Here is a 22,283-nt window from a genome sequence, read left to right on the forward strand (position 1 = left end):
ATTCATGAGCTGGCTAGATAAAATTCTTCCTCCGAAAATTAAAAACCGAAGCAGTTCGTCCAGCGTCCCTGAAGGTCTGTGGCACAAATGTCCGTCTTGTTCGGCAACGGTTTACTCAACCGAGTTGAAACAAAACAGCGAAGTCTGCCCGAAATGTAATCATCACAATCCGCTTTCTGCGCGCGAACGTTTGGACCTGCTTTTGGATGAAGAAGGCCGTGAAGAGATTGCAGCCAATATTAAACCGACAGACCCGCTGAAATTTAAAGACAGCAAAAAATATCCGGATCGCCTTGCTGCTGCGCGCAAAGCAACCGGCGAAGACGATGCTTTGGTTGTTATGAAAGGCACCATGAACGGCCTGCCTGTCGTGGTGGCTGCGTTTGAATTCCGTTTTATCGGCGGCTCTATGGGTTCGGTCGTGGGTGAGCGTTTCGTTCAGGGTGTACGCCGTGCTGTTGCAGATAATTGTTCGTTTATTTGCGTGGCGGCTTCCGGTGGTGCGCGTATGCAGGAGGGTTTGAACTCTTTGATGCAGATGACGAAAACCAGCGCGGCTTTGCATTTGCTGACTGAAAAACGTCTGCCGTTTATTTCCGTATTGACCGACCCGACCATGGGCGGCGTATCTGCCAGCTTTGCCTTCTTGGGTGATGTGGTTTTGGCAGAACCGAATGCTCTGATTGGTTTTGCAGGTCCGCGCGTTATCGAGCAGACTGTACGCGAAACCTTGCCGGAAGGTTTCCAACGTGCAGAATTTTTGTTGGAGAAGGGCGCAATCGACCAAATTGTCGATCGCCGTTCCATGAAAAAACGTATCAGCGATTTGATTACTTTGTTGCGTCATGAAGGTAAAGTAACTGCTGCTTGATGAGCACAATAAGAAAGGCCGTCTGAAAATAATATTTCAGACGGCCTTTTTGATTATTGATGATTAAGCAGTCAATGCGGCTTTCAAAACCTTGTTGACTTCGCCCATGTCGGCTTTTCCGGTCAGGCGGGTTTTCAGTACGCCCATGACTTTACCCATATCTGCCATGCCTGATGCACCGGTTTCTGCAATAGTTGCTTCAACGACAGTTTTGATTTCTTCTGCAGACATCATTTGGGGCAGGTAGCGGTTGAGGATTTCGATTTCCGCGTTTTCTTTGTCAGCCAAATCTTGACGGCTGGCTTCGGTATAGATTTTGGCACTGTCTTTGCGTTGTTTCACCATTTTGGTCAGGATGGAGATGACTTTTGCGTCATCGGCTTCGGTACGCTCATCTACTTCAAATTGTTTGATGGCGGCATTAATCAGGCGAATGGTGCTTAAAGACACTTGGTCTTTGGCGCGCATGGCAGTTTTCATGTCTTCGGTTAATTGTGTTTTTAGGCTCATAATGTTCTCACTTTATATAAAGAGGCCGCCTGAAAAAACAAAACACACCACAAAGCTGCCCTTGCGGTGTGTCGTTTATCACAGGGCAGGCCTGTAATTAGTACATTTTAGGAGGCAGTTGTTGGCTGCGCAGACGTTTTTGCAGACGTTTGGCTGCAGCAGCTTTTTTGCGTTTGCGTTCAGTAGTTGGTTTTTCGTACGCTTCACGGGCGCGCAGTTCGGTCAACAGACCGGTTTTTTCTACGGCACGTTTGAAACGACGCATGGCAACTTCAAATGGTTCATTCTCTTTAACACGAATAGCAGGCATTTTATTTCCTTTAAATTTTGTTCAATCAAACCGTTTTAAGAAATAGAGGACGGTTTGTCATAATGGGGGAGTTGTTGTATCGCTGGTTTGCCTAGGGCAGGGCGGGATACGCGCCGTGATGTAAACATCACCTCCTAACAAGTCGGCTTTTGCCGTGCAAGTGACCTTTTCGGTCAGAAACAATCGGGCGATTATCTTATAAACCCGATAGTCTGTCAAGGTTGCAGGCCGTCTGAACGTTTGATTCTGTCTCACTTTTCAGACGGCCTATCTCGTATTAATAACGACCGGGAACCGTACCCATACGTTGTTTCAACGAAGTTTGCGGTTCGTTGAACAATGACGCGTAATAAGTCGCGTTGGTCATGACTTTTTTCACGTAATCACGGGTTTCGGTGAATGGGATGGTCTCGGCGTAGATGGCGCCTTCCAAAGGAGAAGAAGCCTGCCAGTTGCGGGCGCGGCCTGGGCCGGCGTTGTAGCCTGCGGTGGCCATCACTTCGTTATTTTGCAGGCGGCGTTTGGCATCTGCCATGTACCAAGTACCCATGCGGATGTTGCCGTCCATGGTGTAGAGTTCGCTGCTGCTCATGCCGATTTTGCCGGCGATTTCGCGGGCGGTCGCAGGCATGACCTGCATCAGGCCTTGTGCGCCGACGCTGGATTGTGCGCCCATGACAAAGCGGCTTTCTTGGCGAATCAAACCGTAAACCCATGCCGGGTCAATACCAGCCTGTGCGGCATAGCGGACGGTTAGGTCTTTAAACGGAGAGAGGTAGCGCAGTTTGTAGTTGAGTTTGTGGTCGGTACGGTCTGCACTGTTGATTGCCATGTCGTAGAACTGGTTGTCAAAAGCAACTTGTGCGGCAGTCAGCAGGTTGTCTTCGTTAAAGTCGCGGGTGGCAAAACGCCATTCTGCTTGTGCCTGACGGCGCATTTTAGAGTCGCCGTTGCTTTGGCTGTTTTTAAACAGAACCAATGCGCGTTTGATGGCACCGTCTTCGCTCATGCGGCGGACGTCTTTGGCATCGGCATCGGAAACATTGTTGCGCGTATTGATGCGGCTGCCTAGTTCTTCACCTGCCATTACGGCGTAGAAATTGCGGCCGGAAGCGGCGGCTTTTTCATACATTTCTTTGGCTTGGCTGCTTTTGCCTTGTGCGGCAAAGCTGCGGCCCAGCCAATATTGCCATGTCGGGTCTTTTTGCAGTTTTTCAGGCATATGCTGAATCACGCTTGCCAATTCGTCCCAACGTTGCAGGCGCAAAGCGGCGCGTGCGTACCATTCCAATTGTTCGTCGGTCAGTTGCTTGCGGTCGGAAACGCGGCCGTAGTAGCTCAAAGCAGTCGGCATGTTTTGGCTTTGTGCATGGTAGTGGCCCAATACGCCCCATGCAAAGCTGCGTTGTTCGAGGCTGAGGCCGGGTTCCATGTCGGACAGGGTGGCTGCGGCAGAAGCGGATTTGCGTGCATCTTTGCCGATTACGCTCAACAGGCTGTATTCGGTCGCACCTTGTGCGCCACCTTCAAAGGGGCTGCCCAATGCGGCGGCGAGGTTGCGTGCATCTGTGGTTTGGCTGTTGCTCAACAAGCCGCGCACGCGACGCCATGCGTCGTTGGTGTTCAGACGGCCTGAAGCTGCCGCGCTTTCAACCAAGCGGGTACAGCCGGCAGGCAGTTTGCTGGTCACGCGAACCAGTTCGGCGGCTTTGCTGTAATTGCCGCTGCTCAAATCAGCATAACATTGCACTTCTTGTGCGACGCCGGCAGCGTTCAATTTGCTGAATTCTTGACGGAACAAATCCCATTGGCCGCGCGCGCCCAAGGTTTTCAGCCATTCGTTGCGGACGTTTTCAGCCATTGCGCTGTCGCTGGCTTGGGATAAAAATTGTTGTACCCAAGCATCGTCGCCACGTTTGGCAGCATCGATGGCGCTTTGGTATTGGCTGTAATCGGACAGAACTTTGGATTCGCTGTCGGCGCGGCGTGAAGGAATAGAAGTAGATTTAGGCTGAACGACGGTTTCGGTTTTCGAAGCAGTCGGTGTGTTTTGGGTGGCGCACGCCGATAAAACAGCGGCGGTAATCAAGCTGAGGGAGAGAGGGAAAAGACGTTGAACGTTCATTGGATACCGTGTCGTTTTTAGAATCAAAATAGTTGCTTATTTTAAATGATTTATGCGGAATAACCGAATTACAAACCGATATTTACATTTTCAAAGCCTGGAAATGACTAAGGCCGTCTGAAATATGAAACACTTTTGAGGTATTCCTAATTCAGACGGCCTTTTATAAAGGAAGTCGTCAATCGGGTTTGTGTTCGATATAGTCTTGCGGTTTGTCGGCTTTGCTGGTGCGCGTAACCGTATATTCGCCTTCGATAATGTCTTCATCATCTTTGGCGGAGCTATAAGTCTGACGGCTTTGGAAAGACTGCGTAGAAGAAACGGCCGCGTTGCCTTTAAACGGAATCAGTAAGAGCAGGGCGACAGCGGTTGAAATAAAGCCTGGGCTGAGCAGGAAAACCGCGGCGGCGGTATAGCGAATCGGCCACAGCATCTGATAGAGGGAAATGTTTTGGCCGCTGCGGACGGCTGCGCCTGCGAGCAAAAGGCCGGAAATGCCGGTATGGCGCAGCATAAAGATACCGCTGATAAAGCTGAGAGCCATCACAAACAGCGTCCAGCCGCCACCTATCCAGTCGGCAACCCAGACGATGGACATGATTTCCAAAAAGATTAAAACCAAAAAACCGATTCCAAAATACTGCATAAGTGTTTGTTCCTTCATTCAACGGATAGTGTCGATTGTGTTTTATCTAGATAAAGATAAACCTTATTTTTTCAAGCAAATGCTTTGTGAAAAAGGGTAAACAGGCGATGAGGCCGTCTGAACGGAGATAAAAAGAAGACAGATGTTTCAGACGGCCTTTAGATATTCTATCGCATCACATTGTTCCAATCGCTTTCAAAATAGCTGACGAGAATTTGGTTGTTCAAATAATTTGCTTCAACCTTGCGCCTTGCCATATCGGGCGGAAAGCGGAACATTTCGGCGGCGGTCTGGGCATTGAGATAGCGGGTGGGGACGTCGAATTTTTGCGGAACGGAGAAGTTTTGGTCAAACCCTGCCAGCACAAATCCCCATTCGCCAAAGGAGGGGACGTAGACATGATAGGGCGCGGTATTCAGCTTGGCCGCTTCGAGGGTGGCGACGACCGACCAATAGGCGTTAGGGGCGAAATAAGGCGAAGTCGATTGCACAACAATCTTGCCCTGCGGCTCAAGATGGCGGGCAACGAGGCGGTACATGGGGACGGAGTAGAGTTTGCCCAGCGAAAAATTGGACGGGTCGGGCAGGTCGATGATAATAACGTCGAATTTTTCAGACGACCCTTCCAGCCATTTGGCGGCATCGTCGTTGATGACGTGCATTTTGGGATGGGACAGCGAGCCTTGGTTGAGCGCGCTCAAGGTGGCGGAGGTTTTAAAAGTAGCAGTCATGTCGGGGTCGAGATCGACCAAAGTAACATTTTTGACCTGCGGATATTTCAAGACTTCGCGTGCCGCCAAGCCGTCACCGCCGCCGAGAATCAGGACGCGTTCGGCATTGGGAACCATCTGCATGGCGGGCAGAACGAGTGCTTCGTGGTAACGGGCTTCGTCGCGTGAGGAAAATTGCAGGTTGCCGTTGATATAGAGGCGGGTGTCGTCTTTCCAGCGGGTAACGACGAGCCGTTGGTAGGGCGAGTGGCTTTGATAAACGACGGGATCGCCGAAATAGCTTTGTTCGGCTTTGAAGGAAATGCGGTCGGCGTAGGCGAAGAGCGTAATGAGCGCGGTCAATACGATAAACGCACGCGTACGGATGGCGTGGTAGCGGGGTAATTCGGATTTGAATACACGCGCGGTCAGATAGGCGACGGCGGCGTTGAAAATGCCAAACAACAAGGCTGAACGCGCCATACCGAGTTTTGGGGCGAGCAGGAGCGGAAATAATAAGGAGACGGCAAGTGCGCCCAAGTAGTCGAAGGTCAGGACTTTGGAAACGAGTTCTTTAAATTCCGCCCCTTTTTGGTTTAACACGCGCATGACCAACGGGATTTCCATGCCGACAACCATGCCGACAATCAGTACAAAAGCGTAGAGCAGGGTACGGAACGGGGCGGCGGATAAACCGAAGGCCACAAATAATGCCAGCGCGGAAATGCCGCCGATGATGCCGACCAGAAGTTCGATTTCGATGAAGCGGTGCAACACGTCTTTATCTTTGATGTATTGGGTCAGGTGGGCACCGATACCCATTGAAAACAGATAAAGCCCGATGACGGAGGAAAACTGCAAAATACTGTCGCCCAAAAGATAGCTTGCGAGAGCGGCGATGATGAGCTCGTAAGCGAGGCCGCAGCTGGCGACGATAAAAACGGAGATGATGAGGGTGCGGTGGGCATTCATGATGACGTTTTTGTTGCTTGAGTGTGGGCAATGTAATGATTTTTAAGGTGGGCTGCAAGTTTAATTATAGGATGTAGAAAAGGCCGTCTGAACAAATTGTTTCAGACGGCCTTTAATCTGTCAGGCATTAATAGCGGTGTTTGAATACCATGCCCACGGCGTAAGAAGATTTTTTCGGCAAATCTTCTTCGTATTTCGGATTGACGTTTTCTTTCAACCAGCCGGCACCGAGTGTGGCGGTTGTTCGTTTGGAGAAGCTGTAATCGGTGCTGACGGCGACGTGTTTGTAGTCTTCGCCGACAGAGCTTTTACCGTAGGCAAAGCCGATTTGAGGTTTGAAATTGCCCACTTTGTATGAGCCGGACACCATAAATTCTTTGGTGTTGTTGATTTCTTTGTCGTAAGAACCGGCTACGTTGCCTGCCGCATCTTTCCATACGCCCCAGCAGCTGAAGCCGTCGCAAGTATTTTTGGCGTATTGGAACGCGGCATCGACGGAGATTTTGTCTTTGCTGTATCCGGCCATAAATGCATGGGCTTGGAAGTCTTTGGGTTCGGTTGGGGAGTCGTTGGGTGCGTATTCGGCAGCGTAGTGGGCGTTAAAGCCGTTGTTTGGGTGGTAGTAGTCCACGCCCCAGCCGAAGACCCAGTCGCCGTCACGTTTTTTGTCCGGATTCCAGTCATTGTTGTTGCGCGCGGCATTGGAACCGGGGGAAACGTTGAATTTGAATTGGAAACCGTTTTTCCAAGGCGACTCATAAGCCATGGAAACACGGCGTTGGCCGAAGCGGGAAATTTTGCCGAATTCTAAAATTGGGCTGTTGGTGTCGAACGGGTTCAGATAAATGCTGTTCATGGGCGTACTGATGTAACCCATTTTGACGGTGCCAAGGTTTTTGTAGCTGTTGAGCGCGACGTATGAGTCGGCAGTACCCCAGCCGCCCCAGCGGTCGGAATCGAAGTAAATAAAGGAGCCAAGTTGCCATTTCAGCCATAAGTCGTCGTTGAGTCGTACTTCATCGGAGAGATAAAGACTGGAACTTTTATCGGAAATGGTTGTATTGGTTACACCGGTTTTATTGTTGTGTTCGACCTCGGTCATGATGTAGATGGTGCCGCTCATTTTAGGTTCGGCGTGGGCGAAGCTTATGGAAGAGCCGATGAGGGTAGTGGCAATAAAACAAGATAACTTGTTCATTTTGTTCTCCTTTTATGTCTTTTTCTTAATTGGGGACGGGAAATTCGGATAATCTTATTTGACAAATTATAAAAAATCAATACATTTGTAACTTATCGTAGGATAAATTGAAAAATAGTTTTCAGTTACGTATTTTTGTGTTAATTTGCCAACAATCTTGGACGGCTGCTTTTATTTCGATGGTATAGGTAGTTTTAAACACTATTTTTATATCTGGAAATAGAGGATTTAACTGGGTTTAAAAACCTCAAATATTTGTAGTTAAGTGTAGTTTGAATAATCAGGCCGTCTGAAAAAGAAGAATACCCAAAAGAAGGAATGAAATATGGCCGGAAAAACCTATCCGCTGTTGGCTGCATCATTGGCTGCCGTATTCGCGTTGTCGGCGTGCAGCCGTGATGTCAAGCCTGCTCCTGAATTTAAACGTACCGATTATGAGCGCGTGGTGGTCAGCAACGGCGTTGAGCCGGGTACGCTGGATCCTCAGATGAGCGGCGATATGGCGGCCGGTGCGATTATCCGTCAGTTGATGGATGGTTTGGTCGGTACGGATGCCGAAGGTAAAACCATTCCTGCTTTGGCGGAAAAATGGGAGAGCGAGGGCGAGCGTATTTGGACCTTCCATCTGCGTGATGCCAAATGGAGCAATGGAGATCCGATTACTGCCGAAGATTTCGTGTACAGCTTCCGTCGTCTTGCCGATCCGGCCACCGGCGCACCTTTCGGCAGCTATTTGGTCGATGCCCAAGTGGAAAATGCGGAAGATATATTAAACGGTAAAGCCAAGCCTGAGACATTGGGCGTCAAGGCATTGGACGCGAAGACCCTGCAATTTACGCTGATTGCGCCCGTGCCTTATTTCCCCGATATGCTGATTCAGCAATTCACATTTCCGGTGCACCGCGCCACTGTCGAAAAATACGGCAACAAGTGGACGCAGCCCGGTCATTATGTTTCCAGTGGCGCTTATCTGTTAAAGGATTGGAAAGTCAACAGCCACATCAATATGGAACGCAACCCCAATTATTACGATAAAGACAAAGTGGCCATTCCGAAGGCGGTTTTCTTGTCAGGTAGCGGCGAGTACAACCGTTATCGCGCCAATGAAATTGATGTGACTTACGGTATTCCCAGCGATCAGGTCAAAGTGGCGGATATTGAGTTTCCGGGACAAGTGAAACGTACAACTTCTTTGTGCAGCTGGTATTTGGAGCCGAACCACGAAGCGGCGCCGTTTAACGATCCGCGCGTCCGCAAGGCACTCAATATGCTGACGCGCCGCGACATCGTCGTCAAAGTGGGTGGCCGTGGCGATACGCCTGCGTTCCAATTGACGCCGCCGCAAATGCAGGGCGTGATTCCTGTTTATCCGGAGTGGAAAGAGTGGACGCCTGAAAAACGCATCGAAACCGCACGCAAACTGTTGAACGAAGCAGGCTACAACGATGACCATCCGCTTGAGTTCGATATTTTGTACAGCACCAGCGAAGCATCCAAAAAACAAATTACTGCCGTGCAGTCGGTGTGGAAAGCTGCCATTCCGTTTATCCGTCCGACTTTGTCTAACGAGGAATGGAAAACTTATTTGGATACGCGCGCGCAAGGCAATTTCAAGGTTTCGTTCAGTGGTTGGTGTTCCGATTTTAACGATCCGGCGGGCATGCTCAATATTTTGAAATCCAACAACTCAAACAATGCATTCCGCTACAAAAGCGCGGCGTTTGACACATTTATGAACAATACGCTGAAAGATGGCGTCAGCAAGGAAGCGCGCAGCCAGCTCTATGCCGATGCGGAGAAGCAGCTTCAAGAAGACGCTACACTGATTCCGTTGTATCATCAGGTTGAAGTGCGTATGGTCAAACCCGATATTATCGGCTATTCCGACAAAGACCCTTTACGGAACTACACAGTCAAGAACTGGTCGTTCGCACCGAAAAAATAGATTGATTATAGACAGCACAAGTTTTCAGACGGCCTTGATGACAGAGGCTGTCTGAAACAACAGGAGACATAACACATGAAATCTGTACAACAACGTTTGTCCGCTTTACGCGAAGCCATGAAAAAACATGGCGTGGACGCGTTTGTCATTCCTTCCGCCGATCCACACCTTTCCGAATACCTGCCCGAGCATTGGCAGGCACGTCGTGATTTTTCCGGCTTTACCGGTTCGGCCGGCACTTTGGTGGTGACCGCCGATAAAGCAGGCGTGTGGACGGATAGCCGCTATTGGGAACAGGCAGGCCAACAGCTTGCGCCAAACGGCATCGAGCTGCAAAAAATGGGCGTTGATGCGCCTTATACCGAGTGGTTGGCACAAAATCTGCCCGAGGGCGCAGTGGTCGGCGCGCCTGCCGATATGTTCGCACTCAGCGGCGAGCGCGGTTTGAAACAGGCACTTGCCGCCAAAAACATCCGCCTCGAATATCCTGAAACCTTGTTGGACGAAGTGTGGGACGACCGTCCTGCATTGCCGACTCCGGAAATCTACGTTCACCATCCCGACTATGTTTCCGAAACTGCGGCCGAAAAACTGGCTCGTATCCGTGCGGCTATGAAGGAGCAGGGCGCAGATGCGCATTTGGTTTCTTCTTTGGACGACATCGCTTGGATTACCAATCTGCGCGGCGATGATGTGCCGTTCAACCCTGTGTTCTTGTCCCATCTGTTTATCAGTCAAGACAAAGCCGTATTGTTTACCGATGCAGGCCGTCTGAAAGCCGAATCTGCCGAAGCCTTGAAAGTGGCAGGTTTTGAAGTATTGCCTTATGCGCAAGCGGCGGATTACTTGGCAAGTGTTAAGGGCGCATTGCTGATTGATCCGAACAAAACCGCCGTCGGTACTTTGCGCCGCCTGCCTGAAGACGTCCGTTTGATTGAAGCCATCCACCCAAGCACATTCTTCAAATCGGTTAAATCCGATGCCGACATCGCCCATATCCGCAATACCATGGCGGAAGACGGCGCGGCATTGTGCGGCTTCTTTGCCGAGTTTGAACAAATCTTGGCAGACGGCGGCGAATTGAGCGAGCTGGACATCGACGGCATGCTCTACAAACACCGCAGCCAACGTCCCGGCTTTATTTCGCCAAGTTTCGACACCATCGCCGGCTACAATGCCAATGCCGCCTTGCCTCATTACAGCGCGACACCGGAAAACAACAGCAAAATCAAAGGCGACGGTATGCTGCTGATTGATTCCGGCGGCCAATACTGGGGCGGTACGACCGACATTACGCGCGTGGTGCCTGTTGGCAATCCGAGTGCGGCCATGAAGCGCGATTACACTTTGGTGTTGAAAGCGCATATTTCTCTGGCGGAAACCATTTTCCCTGAAAACATCAAAGGCCCGATGATTGATGCCATCTGCCGCAAATCGCTCTGGCAGGCACAATGCGATTACGGTCACGGTACAGGTCATGGCGTGGGCTATTTCCTCAATGTGCATGAAGGTCCGCAAAGCATTGCCGTTGCCGCCGTGCCGCAACCGCATCACGCGATGAAGTCAGGCATGCTGACTTCCAACGAGCCGGGTCTTTACCGTCCGGGCAAATGGGGTATCCGTATCGAAAGTTTGGTAATCAACCGTCCGGTTGAAAACCCAGAGGAAACCGAGTTCGGCAAATTCCTGTATTTTGAAACTGTTACCCTCTGCCCAATCGATACGCGCCTTATCGATACCAAACTGATGACCGGCAGCGAAATCGAATGGCTGAACCAATATCACGCTGAAGTGCGCCGCCGTCTCGAGCCTTTGACAGAAGGCGCGGCCAAAGCATGGCTGATTGAACGCACCGAACCTTTGGCGCGTTAACGTGAAAGGCCGTCTGAAACGGCGGATACAAAGTTTCAGACGGCCTTATAACAACAATTATCTAAAAACTAAAAAACCTTACCCGACTCCGAATAAAAACAATAACCCGGTCGGAATAGAGAGAGAAACCGGCGCGGCGACGTTACAGATGCCTGCTGCCATTCATCCGATTTCCGCTTCAGGTCAGCTTGTTTTCACGAGTCCGGTATGTTCAGACAGGACAGCCTGATTATGTTGAAATTCATCATCAAACGGATATGTGCTTCCATCCCGACCATGCTGGTGTTGATTACCGTATCTTTTTTCCTGATGCGGCTTGCACCGGGCAGCCCGTTCACAGGTGAACGCAATTTGCCGCCTGCGGTCATGGCCAACATCGAAGCCAAATACCACCTCAATGATCCGATGTACCTCCAATATTTCCACTACCTCAAGCAGTTGGCACAGGGAGATTTGGGGCCGTCGTTCAAATATAAAGATTTCAGCGTTAATGAGTTGCTTGCCCAATCCCTGCCGGTATCGGCAGAACTTGGCTTCTACGCCTTTTTGATTGCCGCCATCTTCGGTATGTTTATCGGCATCATCGCCGCCTTAAAACAAAACAGTTGGCTGGATTATTCGCTGATGAGCGGTGCGATGACTGGTATCGTCGTTCCCAGCTTTGTGATGGCGCCGGTATTGGTGTTGGTGTTTGCCGTCAGACTGCAATGGCTGCCTGCAGGCGGCTGGAACGATGGCGCACTGATGAACTTGATTTTGCCTGTCGTTACTTTGTCCATCGGTTATGTGTCCAGTATCGCGCGGATTACGCGCGGCGCGATGATCGAAGTATTGAACAGCCCCTTTATCCGCACGGCACGCGCCAAAGGCCTGCCCATGAGCCGCATCATCCTGCGCCATGCGCTGCGTCCCGCCATGCTGCCGATTGTTTCTTTCTTAGGTCCGGCATTCGTCGGCATCATTACCGGCTCCATTGTGATTGAAAACGTGTTCGGTATTCCCGGCGTCGGACAATTATTTGTCAACGGCGCGCTTAACCGTGACTACGGCATGATTTTGGGTTTGACGATTTTGGTCGGCATCATGACCATTTTGTTCAACGCCATCCTCGATATTCTGTATGCCATTATTGACCCGAAAATCCGTTATTAATCCCATTTGCGCAAAGGCCGTCTGAAATGTTCAGACGGCCTGAAGAAAGAATAAAAAGCGAGAGAGAACATTATGTTATTTAAAAAGAAGCAGACTCAGGCCCTCGCAGAGGCAGCAGAATACGCCCAAGTACACGGCAAAAGCCTGTGGAGTGACGCATGGCGGCGTTTTAAACAAAACAAAGCGGCGGTGTACAGCATTATCATCCTGTTGCTGATCAGCATTTTTGTGATTGTGGCGCCATGGATTGTCCGCTACACCTACGACTTTACCGACTGGGACAATATGCAGATTCCGCCGTCCTTTTCTACCCATCACTATCTGGGTACGGACTTGCTCGGCCGCGATTTGTTGTCGCGTGCGGCAACCGGCGGACGTATTTCCTTGCTGGTCGGTGTGGCCGGCGCATTGGTGGCTGTTGTCATCGGTACGCTTTATGGTGCGATTGCCGGCTTTATCGGCGGTAAGCTCGATTCGCTGATGATGCGCTTTTTGGAAATTTTGAACGCGTTTCCGTTTATGTTTTTCGTGATTCTGCTGACCACGTTCTTTGGCCGCAACTTGCTTTTGATTTTTGCCGCCGTGGGTTTGGTGTCTTGGTTGGACGTGGCGCGTATCGTGCGCGGTCAAACCTTGAGCTTGAAGCATAAAGAGTTTGTCGAAGCGGCGCGTGTGAGCGGCGTGGCAAAACGTAAAATCGTGACGCGCCACATTATTCCGAATGTTTTGGGCGTGGTGATGGTGTATGCCTCTTTGCTGGTGCCGGGCATGATTATGTTTGAATCTTTCTTGAGCTTCTTGGGCTTGGGCGTGCAAGAGCCGATGACCAGTTGGGGTTCGATGTTGCAAGAAGGCGCGATTTCTATGGAAGCTGCACCATGGCAGCTGCTCGTGCCGAGTTTCTTCTTGGTAACCACTTTGTTCTGTTTCAACTTTATCGGCGACGGCCTGCGCGATGCGCTCGACCCGAAAGACCGCTAAACCGCAACCAAAAGGATAATCAAAATGACAAAACAGTTACTGGTTGTAGAAAATCTGGACATCAATTTTGAATTGCATGAAAAAAACGTGCACGCCGTGCGTAATGTCAGCTTTAAAGTGGCAGAGGGCGAAACATTGGCTTTGGTCGGCGAATCCGGCTCGGGCAAGTCTGTAACATCTATGTCCGTTATGCGCCTGCTGCCTGAGAAATTTGCCCGATACAGCAAAGATTCGCGCATTACTTTTGACGGCATTTCCATTTTGGATGCCGATGAGAAAACCCTGCGTGATTTGCGCGGCAACCGCATCAGCGTGATTTTCCAAGAGCCGATGACCTCGCTCAATCCGTTTATGCGTATCGGTGCGCAACTGATTGAAGCGGCGCGTGTGCACAATAGAAAGCTCGGCAAAAAAGAAGCAGGACAAAAAGCATTGGCATTGCTGGAGCGTGTGGGCATCAAAGAAGCCGAGCGCCGCATGAAACAATATCCTCACGAGTTTTCCGGCGGTCAGCTGCAACGCATTATGATTGCCATGGCACTCATTAATGAACCTGACCTGTTGATTGCCGATGAGCCGACCACAGCTTTGGATGTGACCATTCAAGCCGAAATTCTCGATTTGCTCCACGATTTGCAACAGCAAATGGGCATGGCGATTATCTTCATTACCCACGATTTGGGTTTGGCGGAACACTATTCCAAAACCGTCTGCGTTATGCGTAACGGTGAAATTGTCGAGCGCGGCAAAATCAAAGAAGTATTTGCTCATCCGAAACACGAATATACCGCCGAACTCATCAATGCCATTCCAAAAGGCATGAAAGAGCCGGAAGAAAACAACGCCGGTGTGTTAATCGATGCCGATAATGTCAATGTTTCTTTCGTATTGAAGCAAAACTTTTTCGGAAAGCCGCTCAAAACTTTTGACGCCGTCAAAGGCATCAGCCTCAAAATTAAAGAAGGCGAAACATTGGGCGTCGTCGGCGAGTCCGGTTCCGGCAAATCCACGCTGGGCAAAGCCGTCATGCAGATGCTGCCTTATACCGGCCATATTTCCTTTGAAGGCAAAGACCTGAAAAACTATACCGCCGAAGAAGCACGCCGTCTGAAATCGCAACGGCAAATTGTGTTCCAAGATCCGTTCGGTTCGCTTTCCCCACGCCTGACCGTTGGTGAGATTATTGGCGAAGGTTTGACGGTTCATCATCCTGAAATGACCAAAAAAGAACGTATCCAACGCGTTTTGGAAGTCATGAAGGAAGTGTCCCTGCCGCTTGATGCGCTCAACCGCTATCCGCATGAATTCTCCGGTGGCCAGCGTCAGCGTATCGCTATTGCACGCGCCGTTATCCTGCGCCCGAAATTCATCCTTTTGGACGAGCCGACCTCTGCACTTGACCGCTCCGTACAATCCAAAGTGGTCGAACTTTTGCGCGACTTGCAGAAGAAATACGGCCTGACTTATATGTTCATCAGTCATGATTTGTCTGTCGTGCGCGCTGTCAGTGATAATGTGATTGTGATGAAGCAGGGCGAAATGGTTGAGTACGGCAGCGCGGATCAGATTTTCTACCATCCGCAAAACGATTACACCAAACGTTTGATTAACGCCGCATTTGATTTGTAGAAAAGGAAAAGGCCGTCTGAAAAGAAATTTTCAGACGGCCTTTTTAAGCGGAGGCTTTTTTCATCTAATTAGCGCTGCTATTGCCTATGCCTGTGCGGCATCCAATGCCTGCGCCAAGTCGGCAAGCAAATCATCGATATGCTCGATACCGACGCTCAGGCGTACCATGTCGGGGCTGACGCCTGCTGCGGCGAGTTCTGCATCGTCAAGCTGACGGTGGGTCGTTGTGGCAGGATGGGTAGCCAGCGATTTGGCATCGCCGATATTCACCAAACGCAGGAAGAGTTGCAGTGCGTCAATGAATTTCGCGCCGGCTTCACGGCCGCCTTTAATACCAAAACTCAGCAAACCTGAGGCTTTTCCGCCGTAGTCGCGGTCAATCAAAGCTTTATACGGACTGTCAGGCAGTGCAGGATAGTTCACCCATTCGACCCGCGGATGTTTCTTTAAGAATTCGGCTACTTTTAGGGCGTTTTCGCAATGACGTTCCATACGCAGGGCGAGGGTTTCCAAACCTTGAAGCAGTAAAAATGCGCTGTGCGGAGACAGGGCGGCACCGGTATTACGCAATGGGACGACGCGAGCGCGGGCAATGTAGGCGGCTGCACCAAAATGTTCGCAGTAGTTTATGCCGTGGTAAGACGGATCAGGCTGATTGAAAGTTTTTTCAAAGCGCGGATTGCCTGCCCATTGGAATTTGCCGCCGTCGATAATGGCACCGCCAATCGTTGTACCGTGACCGCCGATGTATTTGGTCAAGGATTGGATAACAATGTCGGCACCGTGCTCGATCGGGCGGAACAATGTGGGCGTAGCAACGGTGTTGTCCACCATCAGTGGCAGCCCTTGAGCGTGCGCGGCTTGTGCGAATGCTGGAATATCAACGACATTGATGGCGGGATTGCCGATAGATTCGCAATACACCAGTTTGGTGCGGCTGTCGGTATTGGCAGCAATTTCTTCGGGTTTGGCCGGATCGATAAAGCGTACTTCTATGCCTTGGCGCGGCAGGCTGTGGGCAAAGAAATTGTAAGTGCCGCCGTAGAGCGTTTTGGTTGCGATGATGTTGTCGCCTGCTTCAACCAAGGTTTGAACGGCATAGGTAATTGCCGCCATACCGCTGGCGACAGCCAATGCGGCGATACCGCCTTCCAAACGGGCAACGCGTTCTTCCAAAACGGCAGTGGTCGGATTCATCATACGGGTGTAGATATTGCCCGCTACATCAAGATTGAACAAGTCTGCGCCGTGTTGCGTGTTGTCGAAAGTGTAGGAAGTGGTTTGGTAAATGGGGACAGCAGCGGATTTGGTAGTTGGTTCGGATTGATAGCCTGCATGCAGGGCAATGGTTTCCCGTTTCATTTAAATATCCTTGTAGCGATTAAATAATGATAAATAGAGGCCAGTAGTAACGGATTTGAAGGGCAAACTTTCTATAATGGAAAAGTTTGGATGCAGCAATATACGGCCTTTCCTATAAGAAAGATTACCATGAGCGACACGCAACTGACCCAAGAAGAACGATACCACATTCAAGACCTGTCCTACCACCACACCATCATCGAATGACACCCCATCATAATGCCGTTTACCGCGACCTTCTCAAGATGAAAGCAACGGCAGTACTCTGTGGCAACATCTTGGAATATGCAGCAACCCTACTGCAAACGATACGGCGGCACATGGCTCTAAGGCAAAATGCACGATCGCGTCTGCATAGAAAACGCCCCTCCATGGTCGAGCAAAAATTCTGCATTGGTGATAGGTAGGCCGATACCCTTGACGGCAAAGATTAGAAAAGTAAATACCTTTGAAAATTCCCCCAAATTCTTAAATGTCTGGGTGGGGCTTTAGGGATTTGGGGGATTTCAAAGGTATTAGGCCGTCTGAAACTATGTTATAGAAAGTTTCAGACGGCCTTTACGGGATTCTTTGGATTTGAAAATAAAAAAGACTTGAATCATCAAGTCTCGCATTTCATTTTCACTAGATAAAAAAATATTAAGAATGGCGGAAGCGGTGAGATTCGAACTCACGGAGGGCTATCAACCCTCGACGGTTTTCAAGACCGTTGCATTAAACCGCTCTGCCACGCTTCCATTCTTGAAGCCGTAATATTAATGGAACTTACGGTCTTTATCAAGAGGTATTTTAGAAAAAATATCTAGGATTCTGTTTTTATTTGGATTGTTCTTCACGCATGAATATCCATTCGGCTTCGTTTGAAGCTGCTTCATTGAATGAATAGCCCTCGTAGTCGAAATTTTTGAGCATTTCAGGCTCGGTAATGCCGTGTTCTGCCGCGTAGCGCACCATCAAACCGCGCGCACGTTTGGCGTAGAAGCTGATGATTTTGTATTTGCCGTTTTTCTCGTCTTTGAAAATCGGTGTAATCAGGCGTGCGTTGAGTTTTTTGGTGTTGACAGATTTGAAATATTCTTGTGAGGCGAGGTTGATTAAAACGTCGCTATCGGCCTGCTTCAGCGTTTGGTTGAGTAGGTCGGTGATTTTATCGCCCCAAAATTCGTAGAGGTTTTTGCCGCGTGAGTTGGCAAAGGCTGTGCCCATTTCCAAGCGGTAGGGTTGCATCAAGTCGAGCGGGCGCAGTACGCCGTATAAGCCGGAGAGCAGGCGGACGTGTTGTTGCAGGTAGTCGATTTGTTCCGGTTTGAGCGTATTGGCGGCGATGCCTTCATAGACGTCGCCGTTGAACATAAATACGGCCTGTTTGGCGTTTTCAGGGGTAAACGGCGTGTGCCATACGGCATTGCGTTCGGCGTTGAGCAGGGCGATTTTGTCGGAAACATGCATCAGTTCGGCGATTTGTTGAGGGGCAAGCTGGCGCAACTCCTGCATCAGGATTTCTGCTTCGGGCAGAAGGTCGGGCAGGGTAAAGCTGCTGATGGGGGAGGGGTCTTTTTCGTTGAGGTTTTTGGCTGGGGATAAGACAAAAAACATAATAATTTCGGCTTTGAAATGAATAATGTGTGGGATTGTAGGTTTAAAATCGAGGAAGAACAAGACGGGAGAAACGCATTAATTGAATGCTTTTATTGAAACGTATTTCTGTTGAAAGTAAAATTCGAAGCTTCCCCCTGTTTCTGACATTTCTATTTGAGGAGAATATCATGTCTAAAACCATTATCCATACTGACAAAGCCCCTGCCGCGATTGGCGCATACAGCCAAGCAGTCCGCGCAGGCGATACGGTTTATATGAGCGGTCAGATTCCTTTGGATCCGGCTACGATGACTGTGGTCGGCAATGGCGACTTCCGCGCCGAAGCAGTGCAAGTATTTAAAAACCTGCAAGCCGTAGCCGAAGCGGCCGGCGGTTCTTTGAACGATATCGTCAAACTCAATGCTTATTTGACCGATTTGGCCAACTTTGCCGTGTTCAATGAAGTGATGGCTGAATTTATCGAACAACCTTTCCCTGCGCGCGCGGCGGTTGGCGTAGCCAGCCTGCCTAAAGGCGTTCAGGTTGAAGCGGAAGCAGTATTGGTTTTAAACGCATAATTGATGTTTCAGACGGCCTGGGCTGGGCTTGAGGCCGTCTGAAAAGAATAACAACGGAAAACAATAATAATGGCACATTACGCAATCGGAGATATTCAAGGCTGTTTTGACGAGCTGACTTTGTTGCTTGCCAAAATCGGCTTTAATCATGGTACGGACACCCTTTGGCTGGTCGGCGATATTGTCAATCGCGGCCCGAAGTCCTTGGAAACCCTGAAATTTGCCAAAGAGCATGACAGCAGTGTGCAAATGGTTTTGGGCAATCATGATTTACATCTTTTGGCAGTCGGTTGCGGTGAAGGAACGCTCAAGCGCAGTGATACGGTTGAGCCGATTTTGACCCATCCTGATAGTCATGCCATGCTTGACTGGCTGCGTCATCAACCGCTTTTGGTACGCGGCGACAGGCATGTAATGGTGCATGCCGGTATTTTGCCGCAATGGTCGGTTGATAAAGCCGAAAGCCTTGCCAGAGAAGCTGAGGCTGAATTGCAAGGTAAAAAATACAGGAAATTTTTTGGCAAAATGTACGGCAACAAGCCGACCGAGTGGACGGACGATTTGACAGGCTATGAGCGCCTACGCATGATTATCAACGTCTTTACCCGTATGCGTGCGCTGACGTACAAAGGCGAATTGGATTACGAATATAAATCCACTCTGAAAAAAATGCCGCTTTACCTGCGCCCTTGGTTTAAAGCGCCCGATAGGCAGAATTTGGATTATATTACCGTGTTCGGACATTGGTCGTCATTGGGCTACGTTAATACCGATCAGGTTATCGCTTTGGATACCGGCGCGTTGTGGGGCGGAGAGCTGACAGCGGTCAATTTGGATACCAATGAAGTGATACAGGTACCGTCCTTGGGCGGATTGGATTGGAAAACGGCATTGAAATAGTTTGGATAAGATAAAAGGCCGTCTGAAATGTTTCAGACGGCCTTTTCGTATTTTGTTAATCCAGAGAAGGCAGGAGTTTGTCCGGATTCATAATGCCATAAGGGTCGAGCTGATTTTTGATGGCATGCATCAGAACGAGTTCGGCTTGCGTACGCACACGGGGCAGCCAATGTTTCTTGATGATGCCTACGCCGTGTTCCGCGGCAATCGTACCGTGGCAGGCAAGGATGTTTTCATAAACGATGGTATTGACGGCGTCTTCGTATTGGTAGGCTTCGTTACTCAATACGTTGGGCAGGAATGTATTGTAATGCAGGCTGCCGTCGCCTAAATGTCCGAAGCAGACAATTTTTATGCCGGGAAAACGGGTTTCCAAGGCAGGGGCGCATTGGCGGACAAAGGCGGCCACTTGGGCGATAGGGACGGCGATGTCGTGTTTGATGCTGGTGCCGAGTTTGCGTTGGGAAGCGGAAATATTTTCACGCAAGGCCCATAAGTCGGAGCGCTCTTGCTCGGATTGCGCCAAAATGCTGTTTTCCCATCCGCTTTGATAGAGAAATTCGGCAAGCTTTTCATCCAGTCCCGCATCGGGAACAGAGTCTGCAAGTTCAATCAAAATATGCCATTCCGCATCGGCAGGCTTTTTGAGTTGGCTGAATTCCGAAGATAAATCGAGGGCAAAGCGGCTGATCAGCTCGAAGCTGGTCAAGCGCTCGGCAAAATGGCCTTGCACCGCAGTCAAAAGCGAGACTGCGGATTCAATATCGTCTAAACCTACCCATGCGGTCGCTTTGGTTTTGGGCTGGGCAAAGAGTTTGAGTGTGGCGGCGGTAATGATACCCAATGTTCCTTCGCTGCCGATAAAAAGATGGCGCAAGTCGTAGCCAGTCGTGTTTTTGTGCAGGGGCTGAAGGTGGGAAACCAGTTCGCCGTTTGGTAAAACGACTTCCAAACCCAATACCAAATCACGCATGCTGCCGTAACGCAAGACATTTAAACCGCCGGCATTACAGGCGATATTGCCGCCGATTTGGCAAGAGCCTTCGCTGGCAAGGCTGAGTGGAAACAGTCGTCCGGCTTCGGCTGCTGCCTTCTGAGCATTTTGCAAAATCACGCCTGCTTCAACCGTCATGCTGTTGTCCGCAAGGTTGATATCGCGGATGCGGTTGAGCTTGGAGAGGTTGAGCAGTACACCTTCGGTGGTTACCGTTGCGCCGCATAATCCGGTATTGCCGCCTTGCGGGGTTACGCGGATGCGGTTTTCAAAACAGAAACGCATGATTTTCTGCACGCTTTCGACAGAGTTCGGCTGTAAGACAATATCCGGCGAAGAAACAAAACGGCGACGTTGGTCGTTTAACAAGGCCGGAGTGGCTTCGATGATTTCAGAGGTGGAAAGAAACTCAGCAAAACGGTCGTGAAGGTGCATGGCAGTCAGGCGGAAAAGTCGGGAAAGGGAGTATGAAGAATGTAAAAAAGCAGGATACGCAATGGTATCCTGCTTTTCTTATATTCAAAAGAATATTATTTAGCAGCTTCAGAAGCAGCAGAAGCAGCGGCTTCAGTAGCAGAAGCAGCAGCTTCGGTAGCAGAAGCAGCGGCTTCAGTAGCAGCAGCTTCGGTAGCAGAAGCAGCAGAAGCAGCAGCTTCAGTAGCAGATGCAGCGGCTTCAGAAGCAGCAGAAGCGGCAGAAGCAGCAGTTTCAGCAGCTTTATCAGCACCGCCACAAGCGGCCAAAGCTAAAGACAACAAAGCAGCAGCGAACAGAGATTTTTTCATTTTTAAGAACCTTTTTTAAATCGATTTAAACTAAAAATAGCCGTCAAACGGCCTGTACAGTAGAAATTCATTGCTGAATTTTTCGTTATTATGCCCCACGGGATTGGTCAATGCAACGTTGCTTAACCGTTTGCATACTAAAATCAATACAAAATTAGCGAAAATAATGTAAATCAGGGGAGTAGGTAAAAAATAATCTAAAAATATTCATAATTAATGAAAATTTTAAAAATCATTTGTATTCAATAGCTTGATTATTTTTAACTGTTGTTGGATTTAAGGGTTTGGAATGTTTTTGCGTTTGGGGATTTTTTTGTAATTTAGCAACTTTGTGTTGTGAAAAAGCAACTTTTATGGATTGGAATCATTCAATTTTGTTTTTTATATGGACTTTTTCGGTTTTGTTGTGTTCACCAAAAGTATTTGTTTAAGGTAAACCGATTGTTTAGTTACAGCTGTGATAGAATAGCCTGAACTTGACTTTTAAATATTGATTAAGGATGACATGATGTCTATTGTTAAAAATTCCGTAGTTTCCCTGCATTATGAAATGTACGATGCAAACAACCAGTTGTTGGACAAAACCGAAGAGCCGATTGCTTACCTGCATGGCGGTTATGACGGTATTTTCCCTTTAGTGGAAGAAGCGTTGCACGGCAAAAATGTAGGCGATACCGTTGAAGTGGCTTTGTCCCCTGAGGATGCTTTCGGCGAACAAGATCCTGAGCTGGTACGCATTGAAGATGTAAGTGTATTCCCTGTTGAAGTTGAAGTTGGCATGATGTTTGAAGCCGATGATCCGGAAACAGGCGATGTATTGATTTATCGTGTAACCGATGTTGCCGATGGTAAAGCCGTAGTAGACGGCAACCATCCTTTGGCCGGTATGAAAGTATTGTTCAAAGCGACCGTTGAAGGTGTGCGCGATGCGACTGAGGAAGAAATTGCCCACGGCCACGTACATGGCCCGCACGGTCATCACCACCACTAATCAGGCTTGAAACATGATAAAGGCCGTCTGAAAAGGAACGAAACCTTCCTTTTCAGACGGCCTTTAAGTTTTTACAAGACAGATAAATAGGAAATTTTGGCGCAGGTCAAATCAAACAGGGAAATATGGATTTTGTTAGAGACTACAATGAATTACATATAACGGTGCGACAAA

The 22,283-nt window shown here is 49.4% G+C and carries 19 protein-coding genes, 1 tRNA gene and 1 pseudogene; 10 read left to right on the forward strand and 11 right to left on the reverse strand.

Annotation, left to right across the window (positions count from 1 at the left end):
- Positions 1 to 4 precede the first annotated feature (4 nt).
- A complete protein-coding gene (gene accD / locus HMPREF3139_RS07600) occupies positions 5 to 871 on the forward strand; it encodes an acetyl-CoA carboxylase, carboxyltransferase subunit beta (protein WP_070461440.1) in 867 nt (288 codons plus the stop codon).
- Positions 872 to 934: 63 nt separating this feature from the next.
- Here the strand turns inward: accD and HMPREF3139_RS07605 are convergent, their stop codons facing one another.
- The 6 genes from HMPREF3139_RS07605 to HMPREF3139_RS07630 form a co-directional block, all read right to left on the reverse strand.
- The gene (locus HMPREF3139_RS07605) at positions 935 to 1,381 is read right to left on the reverse strand and encodes a GatB/YqeY domain-containing protein (protein WP_070461441.1); all 447 of its coding nucleotides are present in this window, start codon (positions 1,379 to 1,381) and stop codon (positions 935 to 937) included.
- A gap of 97 nt (positions 1,382 to 1,478) precedes the next feature.
- Positions 1,479 to 1,691 (reverse strand): 30S ribosomal protein S21, encoded by a 213-nt coding sequence (gene rpsU, locus HMPREF3139_RS07610; RefSeq protein ID WP_003680926.1) that lies wholly within the window; start codon positions 1,689 to 1,691, stop codon positions 1,479 to 1,481.
- 277 nt (positions 1,692 to 1,968) lie between these two features.
- Entirely contained in the window at positions 1,969 to 3,816 is a 1,848-nt protein-coding gene (locus HMPREF3139_RS07615; RefSeq protein ID WP_070461442.1) for a lytic transglycosylase domain-containing protein, read from the reverse strand.
- 178 nt (positions 3,817 to 3,994) lie between these two features.
- Positions 3,995 to 4,462, reverse strand: coding sequence for an FxsA family protein (locus HMPREF3139_RS07620; RefSeq protein WP_070461443.1), 468 nt, complete (start codon positions 4,460 to 4,462; stop codon positions 3,995 to 3,997).
- A 167-nt stretch (positions 4,463 to 4,629) separates the two neighbouring features.
- Positions 4,630 to 6,147, reverse strand: coding sequence for a polyamine aminopropyltransferase (locus tag HMPREF3139_RS07625; RefSeq protein WP_349267094.1), 1,518 nt, complete (start codon positions 6,145 to 6,147; stop codon positions 4,630 to 4,632).
- Between the two features lie 124 nt (positions 6,148 to 6,271).
- On the reverse strand, positions 6,272 to 7,342 hold the full coding sequence (locus HMPREF3139_RS07630; protein ID WP_070461445.1) for a porin: 1,071 nt from the start codon (positions 7,340 to 7,342) through the stop codon (positions 6,272 to 6,274).
- 325 nt (positions 7,343 to 7,667) lie between these two features.
- On the opposite strand from HMPREF3139_RS07630, the gene HMPREF3139_RS07635 reads away from it, so the two are divergent.
- The 5 genes from HMPREF3139_RS07635 (at position 7,668) to HMPREF3139_RS07655 (ending at position 14,921) form a co-directional block, all read left to right on the forward strand.
- Positions 7,668 to 9,287 (forward strand): ABC transporter substrate-binding protein, encoded by a 1,620-nt coding sequence (locus HMPREF3139_RS07635; RefSeq protein WP_070461446.1) that lies wholly within the window; start codon positions 7,668 to 7,670, stop codon positions 9,285 to 9,287.
- Positions 9,288 to 9,362: 75 nt separating this feature from the next.
- Positions 9,363 to 11,159 (forward strand): aminopeptidase P family protein, encoded by a 1,797-nt coding sequence (locus HMPREF3139_RS07640; RefSeq protein WP_070461447.1) that lies wholly within the window; start codon positions 9,363 to 9,365, stop codon positions 11,157 to 11,159.
- A 231-nt stretch (positions 11,160 to 11,390) separates the two neighbouring features.
- Positions 11,391 to 12,311: an oligopeptide ABC transporter permease OppB gene (oppB, locus tag HMPREF3139_RS07645; RefSeq protein WP_036472303.1), complete on the forward strand. Its 921-nt coding sequence runs from the start codon at positions 11,391 to 11,393 to the stop codon at positions 12,309 to 12,311.
- A gap of 72 nt (positions 12,312 to 12,383) precedes the next feature.
- Positions 12,384 to 13,292, forward strand: a complete 909-nt coding sequence (gene oppC / locus HMPREF3139_RS07650) for an oligopeptide ABC transporter permease OppC (protein WP_003683112.1) — start codon at positions 12,384 to 12,386, stop codon at positions 13,290 to 13,292.
- Between the two features lie 24 nt (positions 13,293 to 13,316).
- Positions 13,317 to 14,921: an ABC transporter ATP-binding protein gene (locus HMPREF3139_RS07655; RefSeq protein ID WP_070461448.1), complete on the forward strand. Its 1,605-nt coding sequence runs from the start codon at positions 13,317 to 13,319 to the stop codon at positions 14,919 to 14,921.
- Between the two features lie 84 nt (positions 14,922 to 15,005).
- Here HMPREF3139_RS07655 and HMPREF3139_RS07660 read toward each other — a convergent pair whose 3' ends face one another.
- Positions 15,006 to 16,283 carry an O-acetylhomoserine aminocarboxypropyltransferase/cysteine synthase family protein gene (locus HMPREF3139_RS07660; protein ID WP_070461449.1) on the reverse strand — a complete coding sequence of 426 codons (1,278 nt, stop codon included), beginning with the start codon at positions 16,281 to 16,283 and terminating at the stop codon, positions 15,006 to 15,008.
- Positions 16,284 to 16,477: 194 nt separating this feature from the next.
- Between HMPREF3139_RS07660 and HMPREF3139_RS11270 the strand changes: the two are divergent.
- Positions 16,478 to 16,687: pseudogene (locus HMPREF3139_RS11270) on the forward strand (IS30 family transposase); the annotation flags it as partial.
- 242 nt (positions 16,688 to 16,929) lie between these two features.
- On the opposite strand, the gene HMPREF3139_RS07665 reads toward HMPREF3139_RS11270, so the two are convergent.
- Positions 16,930 to 17,020, reverse strand: a tRNA-Ser gene (locus tag HMPREF3139_RS07665).
- Positions 17,021 to 17,099: 79 nt separating this feature from the next.
- Positions 17,100 to 17,879, reverse strand: a complete 780-nt coding sequence (gene yaaA / locus HMPREF3139_RS07670) for a peroxide stress protein YaaA (protein ID WP_070461517.1) — start codon at positions 17,877 to 17,879, stop codon at positions 17,100 to 17,102.
- 170 nt (positions 17,880 to 18,049) lie between these two features.
- On the opposite strand from yaaA, the gene HMPREF3139_RS07675 reads away from it, so the two are divergent.
- Together HMPREF3139_RS07675 and HMPREF3139_RS07680 are read left to right on the forward strand one after the other, a co-directional pair.
- Positions 18,050 to 18,439, forward strand: a complete 390-nt coding sequence (locus HMPREF3139_RS07675) for a RidA family protein (RefSeq protein WP_003746001.1) — start codon at positions 18,050 to 18,052, stop codon at positions 18,437 to 18,439.
- A 69-nt stretch (positions 18,440 to 18,508) separates the two neighbouring features.
- Positions 18,509 to 19,339 (forward strand): symmetrical bis(5'-nucleosyl)-tetraphosphatase, encoded by an 831-nt coding sequence (locus tag HMPREF3139_RS07680; RefSeq protein WP_070461450.1) that lies wholly within the window; start codon positions 18,509 to 18,511, stop codon positions 19,337 to 19,339.
- A gap of 55 nt (positions 19,340 to 19,394) precedes the next feature.
- Here the strand turns inward: HMPREF3139_RS07680 and HMPREF3139_RS07685 are convergent, their stop codons facing one another.
- Positions 19,395 to 20,768, reverse strand: coding sequence for an FAD-binding oxidoreductase (locus tag HMPREF3139_RS07685; protein WP_070461451.1), 1,374 nt, complete (start codon positions 20,766 to 20,768; stop codon positions 19,395 to 19,397).
- A gap of 95 nt (positions 20,769 to 20,863) precedes the next feature.
- Positions 20,864 to 21,118, reverse strand: a complete 255-nt coding sequence (locus HMPREF3139_RS07690) for a hypothetical protein (protein ID WP_070461452.1) — start codon at positions 21,116 to 21,118, stop codon at positions 20,864 to 20,866.
- 508 nt (positions 21,119 to 21,626) lie between these two features.
- Here HMPREF3139_RS07690 and HMPREF3139_RS07695 point away from each other — a divergent pair.
- The gene (locus HMPREF3139_RS07695; RefSeq protein WP_070461453.1) at positions 21,627 to 22,109 is read left to right on the forward strand and encodes an FKBP-type peptidyl-prolyl cis-trans isomerase; all 483 of its coding nucleotides are present in this window, start codon (positions 21,627 to 21,629) and stop codon (positions 22,107 to 22,109) included.
- The last annotated feature ends 174 nt before the right edge of the window (positions 22,110 to 22,283 follow it).

This window comes from Neisseria sp. HMSC15G01 (assembly GCF_001808255.1).
In the GTDB taxonomy this organism is placed as follows: domain Bacteria; phylum Pseudomonadota; class Gammaproteobacteria; order Burkholderiales; family Neisseriaceae; genus Neisseria; species Neisseria subflava_A.